Raw genomic sequence first — 15,208 nt, 5'->3', positions numbered from 1 at the left:
AGGTGTGGTGGTGGAGCGGCAGGATTCTGTGCGATAATCTAGGCGTCCATCTTAGCGTTGCCACCCTTGTTTTGCTAAGAGCCCAACCGAAAAGGTCAATCCCGTTGCCGGGGATCACCATCATTCTCACGCCCTCTCGGACGTCTCTGTCATGATCGATTTGCGAAGTGATACGGTCACCCAACCAACGCCTGAGATGCGTCAGGCCATGGCGAACGCCTGCGTGGGAGATGGCGTGATTGATGTCGATCCCACCGTCGAACAGCTCGAGCGAGAAACCGCCTCGATATTGGGCAAGGAATCCGCCTTGTTCATGCCCAGCGGATCGATGGCGAACCAGATCGGTGTTCGCCTTCACTGTGACCGTGGTAGCGAGTTCCTATGTGAGGCGGATTGTCATATCTATCAATACGAACAGGGTGCGTTTGCTCAGTTGTCTGGGTTGGTCGCCCAGCCGATTGTGGGCCGCGAGGGGGTGTTGGAAGTCGAGCATGTTCGTGGAGCGATCCGTCCCGAGAATGACCATATGGTCCGCACCCGGCTATTGTGTCTGGAGAACACTCTCAATCGTTGGGGTGGTCTCGTGATCCCCCAGGAGACGATCGAGTCGGTCTGCCACTGGGCTCACGAACACTCCTTGAAGACGCACCTCGATGGGGCGAGGATCTGGAACGCGGCCGTAGCCAAGGGGCTGGATCCATCACAGATGGCGGCGTCATTCGATTCGGTCAGTGTCTGTTTTAGCAAGGGGCTCGGCGCGCCGGTGGGTTCCGCGTTGGCGGGCTCGCGGGGACTGATTGAGCAGGCCCGTCGGGCGCGCAAGTTGTTTGGAGGAGCGATGCGGCAAGCCGGGATCATTGCCGCGGGAGCTCTGCACGCGCTACACCATCATCGCGATCGTTTGTCGTTCGACCACGAAGCGGCACGGCAGCTCGCCGACGCCACGTCCGACTTCTCCGCAGTCAGCGTGCGGGGCGGGCGGGTGGATACGAATATCGTCATGCTCGTGGTCGATCCGGCTTGGGGCTCCGCTGCTGCACTGCAATCGCGTTTGTACGAGGCAGGCGTGGATAGTTTCGCGATGGGCGATGAGATCATTCGGTTCGTGACGCACATGGATGTGACCGCCGAGCAGATCGACCAGGCGTGTCGCATTCTGCAAGGCATCCTCGGTGAAGCGAGCGCGTCCCATTGATCCGGTTCGCTGCCCTTGTCAGTGTTTTCGTAGTCGCCGTTGCGGTGCGATGGCCATCCTGTGGTGAGAGTTTTTGGGTGGATGAACTTCACTCGGCGTGGTGCATCGCTGGTACCTTGGGCCAGGTCGGTGAGCGGGCGGCGATCGGCAATCAACAGCCTGCGTACTTTATCGCCCTGTACCTGTGGCGGCATCTCGTACCGGCGAGTCTCGTAGCCGTCTATGGCATCGAGGCGACGCTGCGGGCGACGAGTGTCCTCATGACGTCCTTGTCGGCGGCTTGGCTGGTCGCGATCGTGAGCGGTACAGGCATCCGCTCGAGAGCGTGGCGTCCGCCGTCCCGAAATCCAAGTTCGGACGCAGCACGTGGCGGTCGGTTTTCGCCAACACGCAACACATTGGTCGGTGGTATCGCGGCGGGGTTGGCATTCGCGTTACAACGCGATGCGATCTTCTTCGGCACCGAGCTGCGTCCCTATGCCGCGATCATGCTCATCACCACCGCAGCTCTGGCTCTCGCCCGCCATCTGACGCTCACCGGCTATTCGATCGAAGCTGAAACGCCCGGCAACACGCTGCCGATCGGGAGCGATGCCGCTTCGCGGAATCCCGCTTCACCGGAGTTCGTGCAACCGCGTGGATGCTGGGGGCGTGCCGCATTGCATGGATTGGTGATGTTTGCTGCGGCGGTGCATGTCACCTCGCTGATCGTGCTCGCGCCCCAGTTGATGGTTTTCGCGATCTATGATCTGTGGCGGCATCGCGCTCATGCGCCTTCGCGTCGCGCGATCGGGATCACGCATGTTGCCGCTGGAGTGATTTGGATAGTGGGTGCAGTTTTGTGGATCTGGTCCCACGGGGAGCTATGGCAATCGCGAGACAATTGGAATTCCTTTGCCATTACGCAGGGTTGGGGTGATCTGTGGCGGATGTGGCCTTGGGGGGCGCTGGTCATTGTGCCGGTCGTCGGCTGGGCGGTGGCCGCTCGATTGGGGGCATCCATTTCATGGCTGCGCCGCGGGGCGTTTCAGGAGCCTCGCGATGACAGCGGCAGGCGACGTGACCTGCTCATGGCAGGTCTGGTTCTCGCCGGTGTGATCGGATCGACCGTCGTGTGCTATCTCTTGTCGGCATACGCGGGTGTACCACTCTGGCATCGTCGTTACCTGGTCGCTTCGCTGCCCTTGTTGTGCGCCGTGATGGGGTGGTTCATCGGAGCGACGCGCTGTTTCTCGCAGTCGGCAACGCTTGTCGTTCAGATCGCGATGGCGTCGGCTTGCCTCGCTCTGCTATTGACCGCTCAGGGTGCATTGGCAACCTGGGGTCGCGGTGTTTCGCAACTGGCGCGGCGGGGCGAGGACTGGAGGTCCGCAGTGGCCTGGGTCCGAGATGCCGCCGATGACGACGACCAGGTTTGGATCGACGCAGGCCTGATCGAACAAAACACGCAGCCAACCCTCGTTGCCGATCCCAAAGTAGAGGAGTACCTCCGGTATGTGACCGCGGGGCCGTATCGGTTGGGCGAGCGGGTGCACTGCGTTGCTGCCGGACGTGACGCGATTGCGGCGTGGCTCGCCCCGTCAGCGCCTGACGATTCCGGTCACTCGTCGACCGATCTCATCGCCTCGCAATCACGATTTCTGATCACCCGGCGGCAATCGCATCGGTTCAATCGCCTGCCGGTCGGTATCAAGGGGTACCGTTTCGGTCGGGTTACTGTTTTGACTCGACGATGAAGTCGTGGAGAGTGGTGCGGAGCGGATCGTCATTTTCGCCGCAGAAACCACGGTGTTCGCGTCGCCGCCAACCCTCGGCATGTTCAAACTTGCCACTGAGTTCGCCCACATGCCTGGATTCGTCGAGCATCGTTTCGAGATAGCTCTCCAAACCCTGGCTTTCATCGAGCCACTGTTTCTGTGAGGCGTGGCATGCCAGTGCTTGCGTTTTCTTTTCGATCACCGGGGCGGTATCGACATAGAAATGGGGGTGGATGAGCTCGCCGGTGGGATGTCGGTTACCCAGCGGTTGAGCGTGATAGACCGTGACGGGGGCATCGTAGTGCGGTGTCGGTGGGATGCTTTCCAGGTTCGGCATCGCGTGGCTGAACGCAGCGCTGACACCGAGTTTGCACGCCACCTCGTGATCTTCCATGTAGTCGATCGGCGAATGGACGAGGACGATTGAAGCCTGCGATTCGCGGACGACTGCCGTGACCTTCTGCAAGTTCTCGGTCGTGTAGGCGATCTCCATGTCGTGGCAGATCGGTTTGTGGAACTTGGCACCAATCAAGTCGGCGGCCTGTTGGGCTTCGGCGAGCCGAGTTGCTGCGCAGGTCTCTCGATCCATCGTCGTGCTGCCACGCGATCCATCGGCCACGTTCATGTAGTGCAGGTCCCAACCCTGTTTAGCGAGCATGAGCATGGTTCCCGCAAAGAGAAACTCGATGTCATCGGGATGGGCGGCAATGGCTAGGACGGACGGCATGGCGGGATCCTTTCGAGAGATAGCGGTCGGAGAGGTTTCTCGGTACGCGAGAAATACTCCGATTCAACTTCAGTAAGCAGCGTGAACTTGGTGTGTGGCGTCAATTTATCGCAAGTTCGTAGCAATGCCAATTGAGTCCTCGCTGTGGATACCCGTATCGCCGCTTAGGGGCATCGCGGTCCGTTTAGCCAACGCACACGTGGGGCGGAAACGCAACAAGTTTGTCCGGGCCGGTCCGGCGGATCAGCCCAGCGGATCGGAGAGCGTCCACGTCGGATTCCAAATCGAGTATCCTGAGCGGGGTCCTTCCGACGCAAGTCTCTCGTATTTTCCCACCACTGTATTGTGCATTCGCTATGTCGATTCGCTGTTGTCTGCACCCCGCGCCCCGATGGGCTGGCGTTTGCTCGATCCTGCTGTTGGCTTTGCTATGCGAACGGTTCGCAGTGGCGAGCGACACTTGGCCAGAATTCCGAGGGCCCCGTGGCGACGGGATTGCCGTCGACCAGTCGCCACCGATTGAGTTTGGGGATGACAAGAATCTCACGTGGAAAACGCCGCTGGCCGGCAGGGCATGGTCGTCGCCGGTGATCGCGGATAACGTCATCTGGTTGACCACGGCGATCGAACGCAGTGCTGAGGAAGTTGTTGAATTGAAGCTCCTCAGCTTGGACGCCGAGACAGGCGAGCTGCGAAAGACGATCGATTTGAGCACGGTCCGTGCGCCCGATTCGATTCATGCGACCAATTCGTATGCATCACCGACACCGGTGATCGATAATCAATCTGTCTACTGCCATTTCGGTACCTATGGGACATTTTGTGTGGACCGGAGTTCTGGTCAGGTTGTGTGGCAGCGGACTTTGCCACTCGAGCATGGCGTCGGACCAGGCAGTTCACCGATCGTCCATGAGGGGCGGTTGATTCTGATCCAAGATGGGATGGATCAACAGTACGTCACCGCGCTCGCGGCCGACACGGGGCAAGACGTTTGGACGAAGCAGCGTCCGCCGATGGAAGCCCCTACGGGTGATCAAAAGAAAGCGTACTGCACACCGGTCATCGTCACGGATTCGCTCGGGCGTGAGCAATTGTTATGCATGGGATCGCAGTGGATGGTCTCCTATGACGCGGAGAATGGCGAGGAATATTGGCGGCTGTATCATGGCAAGGGTTATTCGGTCGTCCCGCGTCCTGTCGTGCTCGGCGATGTGGTCTTTTTTGCGACGGGTTTCAATACCCCTGAGTTGTGGGCTGGCCGAATCGATGGTGAGGGAGATGTCACGTCGACGCACGTGCAGTGGGCGGTGAAGAAAGGCATCCCCAGTAAATCGTCGCCGGTGCTCCACGATGGCTTGCTGTATCTCGTCGATGACAATGGCGTGGCGTCTTGTTTCGATACTCAAACGGGCGACCGAGTTTGGAAGAAACGGCTGGGCGGCAAGTTCTCAGCATCGCCGATCCTCGCGGGAAACCACCTTTATTTTGGCAATCACGAAGGCGAGGTATTCGTGCTGACACTCGGCGACGACAGCGAAGTGGTGACGACCAATCAGGTCGAAGGACAGATCATGGCGTCGCCCGCGGTGATCGACAACGCGTTGATCCTGCGAACGGATGAAGCGATCTACCGGTTTGAAAACCCCAGTCCCGCTTCATGATGGAACGCACTGAAACATCAGGTCGCATTTGGTGGGCGGCGCCTGGAGATATCAACGCCTTCTTCGGGTTGATGCTCGATAACGTGGCGGGACTGTTGTTGATGGTCGCGTTGCTGGCCGGATTCGGATTGCCGGCGTCCTTTACGGTTTCCCATATGGTTCCGGGCACCGCTATTGGCGTTTTCGTAGGTGATTTGGCCTTTTTCTTCATTGCGCTCTCGTTGGCCCGTCGCGAGCAGCGCGTCGATGTGACGGCGATGCCGCTGGGGCTGGATACTCCCTCGACCTTTGGCATGATCCTGTTGGTGTTGGGGCCCGCCTTCACTGCAGCGCGCGCAGCAGGGATGGAGGTGGAAGCCGCCGCAACGCACACCTGGTATATCGGGATTTGGTGTATCGTTTTTTGTGCAATCATCAAACTTGCCTGCGCACCGTTCTCGCATTGGGTTCAGTCGGTTGTCCCGCGGGCCGGATTGCTCGGTTCTCTCGCTGCGATCGCGTTGGTCTTGATCAGCTTCTTTCCCTTGACGCATATTCTGGGATCACCGATACCCGGCATCCTGGCCATGGTCATTGTGCTGGGGACACTGATTGGAAAGGTGCCCTTGCCGGGACGCACACCCGGAACACTAGGGGCTCTGATTGTGGCCGGTGCAGTCTATTATCTGATGTGTGCTCTGGGTTGGTTCGGCTACGAGTTTCCCGAGGCTGTGGGGGTGCACTGGTTTTCGACGCAGTGGATGGAGAGCTGGCGGGGTGGATGGATCGACGCTTTGCCTGCCGCGATTGCGTATCTGCCTTTTGTCCTGCCCTTTGCATTAGTCACGGTCGTCGGCGGGATTGATTGCACCGAGAGCGCTGCATCGGTGGGCGACGTATACGATGCACGGGTCGTGATTGGGGTTGAGGCCATCGCCACCCTGATTGCTGGCTTGTCGGGCGGTGTCATTCAAACGACGCCTTACATCGGCCATCCTGCCTACAAAGCGATGGGCGGCCGGGCGGCGTACACCTTGGCGACGGCCCTGTTGGTGGGGACGGCGGGAACCTTTGGCTACTTCGCTTGGCTCAACGCGTGGATTCCGGCACCCGTCGTGTACCCGATCTTGGTTTTCATCGGTTTGGAGATCACCTCGCAAACATTTCAGGCAACGCCGCGTCGGCACTACGCCGCTGTTGCGATTGCCTGCTTGCCCGCGTTGGCGTATTTGGCGATCAGTTTGCCCGATCGTATCTTCGGTGATGCGACCATGTTCGCTGCCGGGATTTCAATAGCGGATCTGGCCAGCGAATCGCTGCGAGACGACATGCAGACGCTACGGATGTTGAGCAATGGGTTCATCATCACAGGCTTGTTGTGGGCTTGGATGCTGGCGGCGATGGTTGACCGCCAACTCAGAGTTGCCGCATGCGTGTTGTTTCTCTGCGCCGGGTTATCGTTCGTAGGAGTGATGCACTCGCCGCTGCAGGGCAACCGCTTGTTCATACCGTTCTTATTGGGCCAGGATAGTCCGCTCGCCCTGCCCGCCGATTCACTGCCAGCGGTACTGCAGTATGTCCTCGGCTATTCGCTCGCTGGATTGTTCGTTGGGGCCTGGTCTTGGGTTTTGCCCGCCGATTTTCGGTCGCCGGGTGAAGGGGCCCCATGACGCTCCCTGCGGACTCTATCAGGTTCCGCCGCTCTCTATGGGTTCAATGGTGTTGCTGGTGCGTGGGGATGTTTGTTTTGGTGGTGCTGCATCCGCTGGGGGCGCCACTCTCATCGCTAGGTCTCGGTGAGATGGTGTGGATTGGGGCGCAGTGCGTATTGCTGCAGTTCGTTCCGCTGTCAATTGCTGTGGCTTGGTCTGTTCGACGCCCGGCTGTCGCTGCGAAGTACGGCCCATATTTGTTTGTAGGGGTGCCGATAGGATTCGCGGTGGATGTGGTGGTTTTCCGCAGCAGTGGGATGCATTTCTTCTCGGCAGACTTCGCTGAATTGGCCCGAAACCACTTGCCGAGACTGATGGCGTTCTTCTCGTGGGGCATGTTGGTGCCGCTGTTGGCTATTGGCGGTTATGTGGGTATCGGGTTGGTATTGTCAAAGCACTGCGGACGGTTGGCTGTTCGAAATGAGCAAGTGAACCGTGTGTGCCACGCGATATCATGGGGCCTGCTCGTGATCGCAGCATGCGGCGCGGTGCGTTGGCTGACCTTCGACCCGATCGAACGGATGGCAGTCCAGCAAGCCCATGCGACCCGTCATCCGTTTTACGCAGTCCCTTGGAGTGGCGCGCCGATGGCTGCGTCGGCTGGCGGAATTGATCACGATCGGTCCATCGTCAAGCCGGTCGAACCGTTTACGTTTGACCGCAACCGATTTGCTGGGCAGGTCAGCGGTCGGATTCAGCAGATGCGGATGAACGTGGTTGTAGAGACGGACTCAGATGGCCCGCCTGATGCGCGGCCGGATATCCTAATTGTTGTGTGCGAATCCCTCCGCAGCGAAATGCTTGCGCCGGACGTCATGCCTCACACATTCGCTGCAGCGCAATCAGGGTGGTGGTTGAAACAGCATTTCTCGGGGGGAAATGCCACGAGTCTGGGGATGTTTTCCTTGGTTAGCGGACTGGAATCGATCTGGTTCTATCGATCGCAAGTGCGCTTCGCCCCAGCTCTGAATCGGCTCTTTCGGCAAGCCGGATATGAACTCGGCTTCTTCGCTGGGCACGATGATTGGCGGGCATTTCAGATGGACGCGTTTCTATCTCCGGAGCAGTTCGACCGGTATGAGATCGAGCCCATGGATTGGCTGGAGTCCGATCGGCGATCGATTGCGAGGGTGAAAAGGTTCCTCCGCAATCGTGATCTGCGACCGCTCGCTTCGCCGCGTCTCGCCATCTTGTTTCTCTACAGCACGCATATGCCCTTTGCGGTCGACGATGCCCAGGCGATGGACCAGCCTTCGGCGTCAGCCGACTACCCGATCCCTTTTCCAGAGTCGTGGCGTGAGAGCGTTTGGAATCGCTACCGCAATGCCGCCCGCACGCTCGACGCAGAGCTGGCGGGCCTATTCCACGAGGAGGCGGTTGTCGTGTTGGTTGGCGATCATGGAGAGTCTTTTCTCGATGATGGTACCGTCGGTCACGGTACGAAACTATCACATGCGCAGACACAGACCGCAGCCATGGTTACCGGGCCGGGAGTTCCCTCGCGACCGATCCATGCACGTACCATGCACGCGGATATACTTCCGACGCTGCTGGCCATTGCTGGGATCGACGTTTCGATGCCGGATCAATTCGATGGCGTAGATTTGGGCGCGGCGACCGAGGAAACGCTGCGCTCTCGTATCTTTTCGATCTCTAACTTGGTCGGTCGCAATCTGGTTTTATTGCCACCTGCTGAAAGACGGTCACGGGACGGATGGGGGACTCGCGTGGAGTTCTCGTTACTCGACAATACGATCCAGCCGCATGGCAAGATTGATCGAAACGGTGATCCGATCGGACCGCCCGATGAGGATAGATTGCGTGATTGGATGAAGCGGATCGTTCGGTGATACCAGGTGGGCTCTAAGTGGGGTGGGGGTCTGGCAGGTGCCGGGTTGTGATCCCGACCACTTGTTCATGGAGTCGCCCGTTGCTGGCGACAACGCTGGTGCTGCCGATGGGCAGTTCATTGCCGCAGGCGTCGGTCACCTGGCCGCCCGCTTCCTCGACGAACAACGCTGCGGCGGCGAAGTCCCATGCAGAGAGATTGTATTCAAAGAACGCATCGAGTTGTCCGCAGCCGACCATGCACAGATCGAGCGACGCGGTCCCGAAGCGACGTATGCCGTGGATGTCGTGGGAGAAGCATTCATCGATCGCAGCCAGGGTCGATCGCATCATCGCACCGCGATCATAGTAGAAGCCACAACCGATCATGGCTTGTCCGAGCCGATCCGTGGTACTGGCATGGACGCGCTGACCATTTCGAAACGCACCCTGGCCTCGGACTGCGGTGTAGAGGTCATCGTGAAGCGGTTGGTAGACCGCGCCCACGACCGCCCGCCCGTGTTCGTAATAACCTACCGAGACAGCAAAGTGCTCGATCCGGTGGGCAAAGTTGTTGGTGCCATCGAGCGGGTCGATGATCCAGAGATGGTCCGCATCGGCATCGCCTTGTTGCAGTGACTCCTCGCCGAGGATCGCGTGGGCGGGGAAAGCGGTATGTAAAACCTCGGCGATCAGCCGCTCACTCTCAATGTCGGCATCACTGACGAGATCGTAGGACTTGCCGCCTGTCACGGATTTGTCACGAATCTCGACACCCCGGTGGAAATATTGGCGTAGGCATTCGCCGCCCACGCGAGCCGCCTCTGCGGCGGTCTTCATCTCGTCTTGGAATTCGGTCATGGGTGAGAGCTTATCAGGTTTCCAGCTGCTTTCCTGCCCGTGATTGATGATATCGCAATTTTGTGGTTCACTTGCCTCAATATCTGAATTTAACAACTCTTCTTTGGTAGGAACGACAAGATGATTGGTTCGATGATCGCAGATTCGGCAGCGTTGGGTGTGGTCAATTGCAAGAAACTGCTCAAGGGGATTCCCAGCTCGCAGTTCGGTCGCTTTGCAGAAGTCAATGGACAAGTCATCCAGTCCAATCATCCGGCATTCATTCTCGGGCACCTCAGCCTCTACCCGAGTCGCGTGGTAGCCGAGTTGGGTGGGGATGCCAGCGCGGTCGCCCCGACGAGCCAGTACGAAGCATTGTTTGCGGCATCGGTGGCTTGTGTGGACGACCCCGACGCGACCGTGTACCCCGCGATGGAAGAGATCACAGATAAGTTTTTCGCTGCCCAGCAGGCTGCGATTGAAGCTGTCAAAGCGAGCGACGATGCGCTGTTCGCTGAAGAGAATCCCAATGAACGGATGCGAGAAAAGTTCGCAACGATTGGATCCATGCATGCCTTCTATCTGGGCGGTCACGTGATGTTGCACATGGGGCAACTCAGCGCGTGGCGTCGCGCCGCGGGAATGGGCCCTGCGTAGCGTACGCGAGGAACGGTCTGGACGACGAATTGGGATGCATCGCTGCGTGTTTCTCAGTGTCGCGTTGGACGCCGTCAGGCATGGTGTTATAACAGGGGCGCGTTGATCGCGTTCCAACCTGAACCGATCGTGTCGACTGCTACGGGCGCCGGCAATTTGGCGAGGACGTGAGTGCTCGCTCTTGAATGGTGCCGTAGCTCGTGGACAGTCTTGCTACCGAACCTCGCCATTCTTGGTGGCTGGTGTCGCCACCCCAAAACGTAACTGAACACATCCAGAGGCAATCGGCGCGAGTGTGATTCCGGTGCGTGAGGTCATTCGCAAAACAACAAATAGTTGCACTCGTTTTAGAAAGCCATGGCAATGAGGACCTTATATTCGTTCCCAGCAAGTTTGCTGGGAATCGCCTTCTGTATCATCAGTCCGGTCGGTCGAAACTCCATCGGCGTGGCATTGGGTGAATCCGTTGAGCGTCCAGTCTCGACCGCGACCACCAGTTTTGAAGATGCGAAACCGGGGCAGTTTGAGAAATTCGAAACGGGCGTTGGTACCTGGACGTCGGATGCAGGGGTCGCCATCGTCGATGCAACGCATGCCAGCACAGGCCGGCAATGTCTGCGTCTGACGGGAGATCAGAAGACTGTTGTTACACTCCAGCTCAACGATGCAGTGGACTCGTCTGGAGCTCTTTCGTTTCGAGCGGAACGCTGGACGTCTCGGCCACCCTTCGAGTTTCGCATCGAGAAGAACTCCGGCGATGGCTGGGAAGAAATTCACAACGGTGACACAACGGTGCGTGTCGGGCGAGCTTTCTTAAGTCAGGTCATCGTACCACTCAACGACGATCAAATCGAGCAACTGCGAATCACGTGTGCCAGTCCTCCGAACACCGGGATTTTGATCGATGACATCCGCATCGCGGCGGCTGAGCAGCAGAAGATTACTCGAGTGGAGGCTGTGCCGTTCACGCTGCCAGTGCTTGTCGGTGCCCCAGCCAGCCCCCTCGCTAAGCTGAAGATTGACACGACGGGGATCTTGAACCCGATCTCCGTCACGGAAGTGCGGGCTCGGATCGAAGGCATCGAACAGATCGAATCACTGCAGGTCGCCGGCGGCGACTCCGTTGCTACGGCGGGCCTCTCCGAGACGGCCGCTACGCAACTCGGAGTGTCACGGGAATTGAATGAAGGCGAGAACATCGTCTGGGTTCGTTGCCAACTTAAAGCAGACGCCGACATCGACCAGCAGGTCGGCGCGTCGGTTGAACAAGTTACGTTTTCCAATAAGGAGACCGTCAAGCTCGATTCGCCCATTTCGAGACAGCGGATGGGAGTCGCCTTGCGACAACGGGGTGACGACGGTGCGCATACCTACCGCATTCCGGGACTGGCCACGACCAACGAGGGCACATTGATCGGCGTCTACGATATTCGGAGGCGTCGTGGCAGCGATCTTCCGGGAGACATTGACGTTGGAATGTCTCGTTCGACCGATGGCGGTCGAACATGGGAGCCAATGAAAGCCATTCTGAACATGGGCGACGACCCCGAGTGGAGGTACGACGGCGTTGGCGACCCCGCGGTGCTGGTCGACCGAAACACGAACACGGTCTGGGTCGCGGGGACATGGAGTCATGGCGATCGAGCATGGCATGGCTCAGGACCAGGGCTCGCACCGGAGGAGACCGGGCAGTTGATGCTCGTTCGCAGTGACGACGACGGTGTCACCTGGTCAAAGCCAATCAATATCACCGAGCAGGTCAAGCGTCCTGAATGGAGTTTTATCCTGCAGGGGCCAGGCAAGGGGATCACGATGCGCGATGGGACGATCGTGTTTGCCGCCCAGTACCAGGACTCCCCTCAGCAGCAACGACTGCCGCACTCAACGATCATCTATTCCGAGGACCACGGAACGACTTGGCAAGCGGGCACGGGGGCACTGGATGACACCACGGAGGCTCAGGTTATTGAGTTAGAACCGGGTGTGTTGATGCTGAACTGTCGATACAACCGGAAGTCGGCTCGAGCTGTGATGATAACGCGAGACATGGGGAAAACGTGGCAACAGCACCCGACGTCTGAGATTGCTTTGATCGAACCGAAGACGTGCATGGCCAGTCTGATTGATGCCGACCGAGAAGTTGGAAGGGACATTGGTGGTTGGTTGCTGTTCTCTAATCCCGATAGCCTGCGTGGCCGGAATCACATCACGATCAAAGCATCACCCGACCGCGGAATGACGTGGCCGAAACAGCAGCGACTGTTACTTGATGAAGAAAACGGTGCTGGTTACTCATGCATGTCCATGATCGACGAGAACACCGTCGGGATCTTGTACGAAGGCAGTCAGGCCCACATGACATTCCAACGCGTTCCGCTGAGCGACATTCTCGCAGGTTCGAGTGGCAGCGATGAGGAGCACGCGGACGCCGACGTGCCGACGGACCCTGATTCGGCAACTCTGCAGCTTCCTCGAGTTTTTGGCAGCCACATGGTGATGCAGGCGGAGGCACCGTTGCCGGTATGGGGCAAGGCAGCGGCGAACAGCAACGTCACCGTGAAGCTTGGCAGCGACACCCTCGCGACGACGGCAGGCGGCGATGGAGAGTGGCAGGTCTGTTTTGCGCCTCGAAATGCATCGTCTGCTCCTATCGTACTGACGGTGCAGTCCGGTGATGAGCAGCTTTCTCTTAGTGACGTGCTGATTGGAGAAGTCTGGGTATGTGCCGGTCAGTCGAACATGGAATGGCCCCTGGATCAGTCGACCAGTGGAGAAAATGAATTGGCCGAACTCGCCGGGCACGGCAACGACAGCATACGTCTGCTCGACCTGACCGACGGCCCGCGGGCACTTCCACAGAACTACTCGCCTGGCGAACTTCCGCGACTGGCACCCGACGCATTCGTCGACGGCCAGTGGAGCGTCGCGTCGGTCGAGGCGGCCCGCGAGTTCTCCGCGGTCGCTTGGTATTTTGGTCAGTATCTTCAAGACCAGCTGAATATGCCGGTCGGTTTGATTTGCCCGGCTGTCGGTGGTTCTCCGGCGGAATCATGGATACCTCGCGAAGCAATGGAGCAAGATGCTCGATTGAAGGGGATTGTCGCTGGGAACTGGCTCCGTAGCGAGTTGCTCGGCGAGTTCTGCCCAATGCGAGGCCAGCAAAATCTCCAGGAGGCGATCCAGGCCGGTGAGACGGTCCCTGGCGATCAATTCGGCCCTAACCACCCCTTCAAGCCAGGGTTTCTCTGGTCCGCTGGAATCGCACCGCTAATCCCCTACGCGATACGAGGGGTCGTCTGGTATCAGGGTGAATCAAACGCTGAAACGCCCGAACGGGTTCGCCAGCACGAGCTATTGTTTCCACTCTTAGTTAACACGTGGCGCCGTCAATGGAATCAGGGAGATTTCCCGTTCCTATTCGTGCAACTGCCCGCGATCGATCGCCCCGAGTGGCCGCTCTTTCGCGATGGACAGCGCCGAGCTCTCCGCCAAATCGAAAACGTCGGCATGGCGATTACGATCGACAGTGGGCATCGGACCGATGTCCATCCAAGACTGAAGCAACCGGTGGGCGAGCGTCTGGCGAGGTGGGCGATGGGCACAACCTACGCGTCGGGCGTGCACGCGACCTATTCGGGGCCGCTGTTTGATACAGCTCAGCGAGAAAACGATTCGATGATCGTCTCGTTCACGCAGGCTGGAAAAGAACTGCGTTCTTCCGATGGCGATACTCTCCGGTATTTCGAACTCTGCGGCCACGACGGCGTCTTTCATCCAGCAGTCGCGACAACTATCGACCGATGTACTATCTCTGTCTCCAGTTCGAGCGTCGCACACCCCGTGGATGTCCGCTACGCTTGGTTGCCGTATCTCGATCCTCCCGTCAACCTCGTCAACAGCAAGGGATTGCCTGCGTCGCCATTCTCCACGCAGTACGAATGACCGGCGTTGTTAAATAGCAAGCCATCGCCCGCCTGCAAGCAGTCGCTCGACGCTCTTCGGTTTTTGAAGTTGGGGGATTAAATGCCTTGGCAACGCACGATCAATTTCTGTCGTAGTGGACGCGGCGACGAGTCCAAAGCCGCAGGACTCGTCGCCGCGTCCACTACAAAAACCGACACTTATTCATCGTGTGTTGCTTAGCCGACCTCGCGTCATTTTTGTTTGCCTCGAATCGCTGCGAACGGCTTTCATCGATCGCATGACCCCGCAATCTGATAGCATGGCATCAGATTGCGTTCACACTCGTTCGCTTGCGTTATCCATCTTTGTCTTGCAATGGATTTTCGAAATGATTTGTCGTTGGGGCATAACACGGTTGCCAGTCTTTGTCGCGACCGCGTTGTTAGGATTCGTCGCTATCAATTTCAATGTTCTCAACGCGGCCGAGCGTCAAGATTCTCGCCCCAACATTCTGTTCATCGTTTCGGAAGACAACAGCGAGCACCTGGGGTGCTACGGTGAACGTCGCGTGCACACGCCCCACCTGGATAGTTTAGCAGCGGGAGGAGTTCGCTACGCACGAGCCTATGTGCCGTACTCGGTGTGCAGTCCGTCGCGGGCCGTGTTTTTAACCGGATTGTATACTCGTCAGACTGGACACATTGGCCTAGCGACTCATCGTTTTTCAATGTGTCGTGATTTCAAGACGATGCCAGCCTACTTTCAGGAAGCGGGGGGTGCGATCCGCGTAGTGCGCCTGTGATCCGGCGAGATTGGTATTCATGAAAAGAGGCTTCCTCCTGCAAAATGTTGGTGCTCAAACTAACACCGCAGGAAAGGAAGCCTCATGGATGTCAAAGGTATCGTCGGAAGCCTCACTCAAGCAATCGCAGATTCTGAAATTCAATCCC

10 protein-coding genes are annotated in these 15,208 nt (G+C 58.4%); 8 read left to right on the top strand and 2 right to left on the bottom strand.

Features of this window, described 5'->3' with window-relative positions; translation table 11 throughout:
- Positions 1-151 precede the first annotated feature (151 nt).
- Positions 152-1,195 carry a threonine aldolase family protein gene (locus CA85_RS00050; RefSeq protein WP_146389030.1) on the top strand — a complete coding sequence of 348 codons (1,044 nt, stop codon included), beginning with the start codon at positions 152-154 and terminating at the stop codon, positions 1,193-1,195.
- A 77-nt stretch (positions 1,196-1,272) separates the two neighbouring features.
- Positions 1,273-2,931 carry a hypothetical protein gene (locus tag CA85_RS00045; RefSeq protein WP_146389028.1) on the top strand — a complete coding sequence of 553 codons (1,659 nt, stop codon included), beginning with the start codon at positions 1,273-1,275 and terminating at the stop codon, positions 2,929-2,931.
- Here the strand turns inward: CA85_RS00045 and CA85_RS00040 are convergent.
- Positions 2,909-3,679, bottom strand: coding sequence for a PIG-L deacetylase family protein (locus CA85_RS00040; RefSeq protein WP_146389026.1), 771 nt, complete (start codon positions 3,677-3,679; stop codon positions 2,909-2,911). The genes CA85_RS00045 and CA85_RS00040 overlap by 23 nt on opposite strands.
- A 356-nt stretch (positions 3,680-4,035) precedes the next feature.
- Between CA85_RS00040 and CA85_RS00035 the strand changes: the two genes are divergently transcribed.
- The 3 genes from CA85_RS00035 to CA85_RS00025 all read left to right on the top strand — a co-directional run bounded on the left by CA85_RS00035 (position 4,036) and on the right by CA85_RS00025 (position 8,881).
- Entirely contained in the window at positions 4,036-5,340 is a 1,305-nt protein-coding gene (locus CA85_RS00035) for an outer membrane protein assembly factor BamB family protein (protein WP_146389024.1), read from the top strand.
- Positions 5,337-6,989, top strand: coding sequence for a permease (locus tag CA85_RS00030; RefSeq protein ID WP_246112356.1), 1,653 nt, complete (start codon positions 5,337-5,339; stop codon positions 6,987-6,989). The genes CA85_RS00035 and CA85_RS00030 overlap by 4 nt, the downstream gene beginning before the upstream one ends.
- A 68-nt stretch (positions 6,990-7,057) precedes the next feature.
- A complete protein-coding gene (locus CA85_RS00025; protein ID WP_186774656.1) occupies positions 7,058-8,881 on the top strand; it encodes a sulfatase-like hydrolase/transferase in 1,824 nt (607 codons plus the stop codon).
- Positions 8,882-8,894: 13 nt separating this feature from the next.
- On the opposite strand, the gene CA85_RS00020 is transcribed toward CA85_RS00025, so the two are convergent.
- Complete coding sequence (locus CA85_RS00020) at positions 8,895-9,719, bottom strand: inositol monophosphatase family protein (protein ID WP_146389019.1); 825 nt, start codon at positions 9,717-9,719, stop codon at positions 8,895-8,897.
- 120 nt (positions 9,720-9,839) lie between these two features.
- On the opposite strand from CA85_RS00020, the gene CA85_RS00015 reads away from it, so the two are divergent.
- The 3 genes from CA85_RS00015 to CA85_RS00005 all read left to right on the top strand — a co-directional run bounded on the left by CA85_RS00015 (position 9,840) and on the right by CA85_RS00005 (position 15,060).
- Entirely contained in the window at positions 9,840-10,355 is a 516-nt protein-coding gene (locus CA85_RS00015) for a DinB family protein (protein ID WP_146389017.1), read from the top strand.
- A 363-nt stretch (positions 10,356-10,718) separates the two neighbouring features.
- Entirely contained in the window at positions 10,719-14,297 is a 3,579-nt protein-coding gene (locus CA85_RS00010; RefSeq protein ID WP_186774655.1) for an exo-alpha-sialidase, read from the top strand.
- 349 nt (positions 14,298-14,646) lie between these two features.
- A complete protein-coding gene (locus tag CA85_RS00005) occupies positions 14,647-15,060 on the top strand; it encodes a sulfatase-like hydrolase/transferase (RefSeq protein ID WP_146389013.1) in 414 nt (137 codons plus the stop codon).
- The last annotated feature ends 148 nt before the right edge of the window (positions 15,061-15,208 follow it).

This window comes from Allorhodopirellula solitaria (assembly GCF_007859855.1).
In the GTDB taxonomy this organism is placed as follows: Bacteria; Planctomycetota; Planctomycetia; order Pirellulales; family Pirellulaceae; genus Rhodopirellula; species Rhodopirellula solitaria.
Note: the sequence above shows the minus strand (reverse complement) of the source record. Positions and strands in the feature narration are given on the sequence as shown.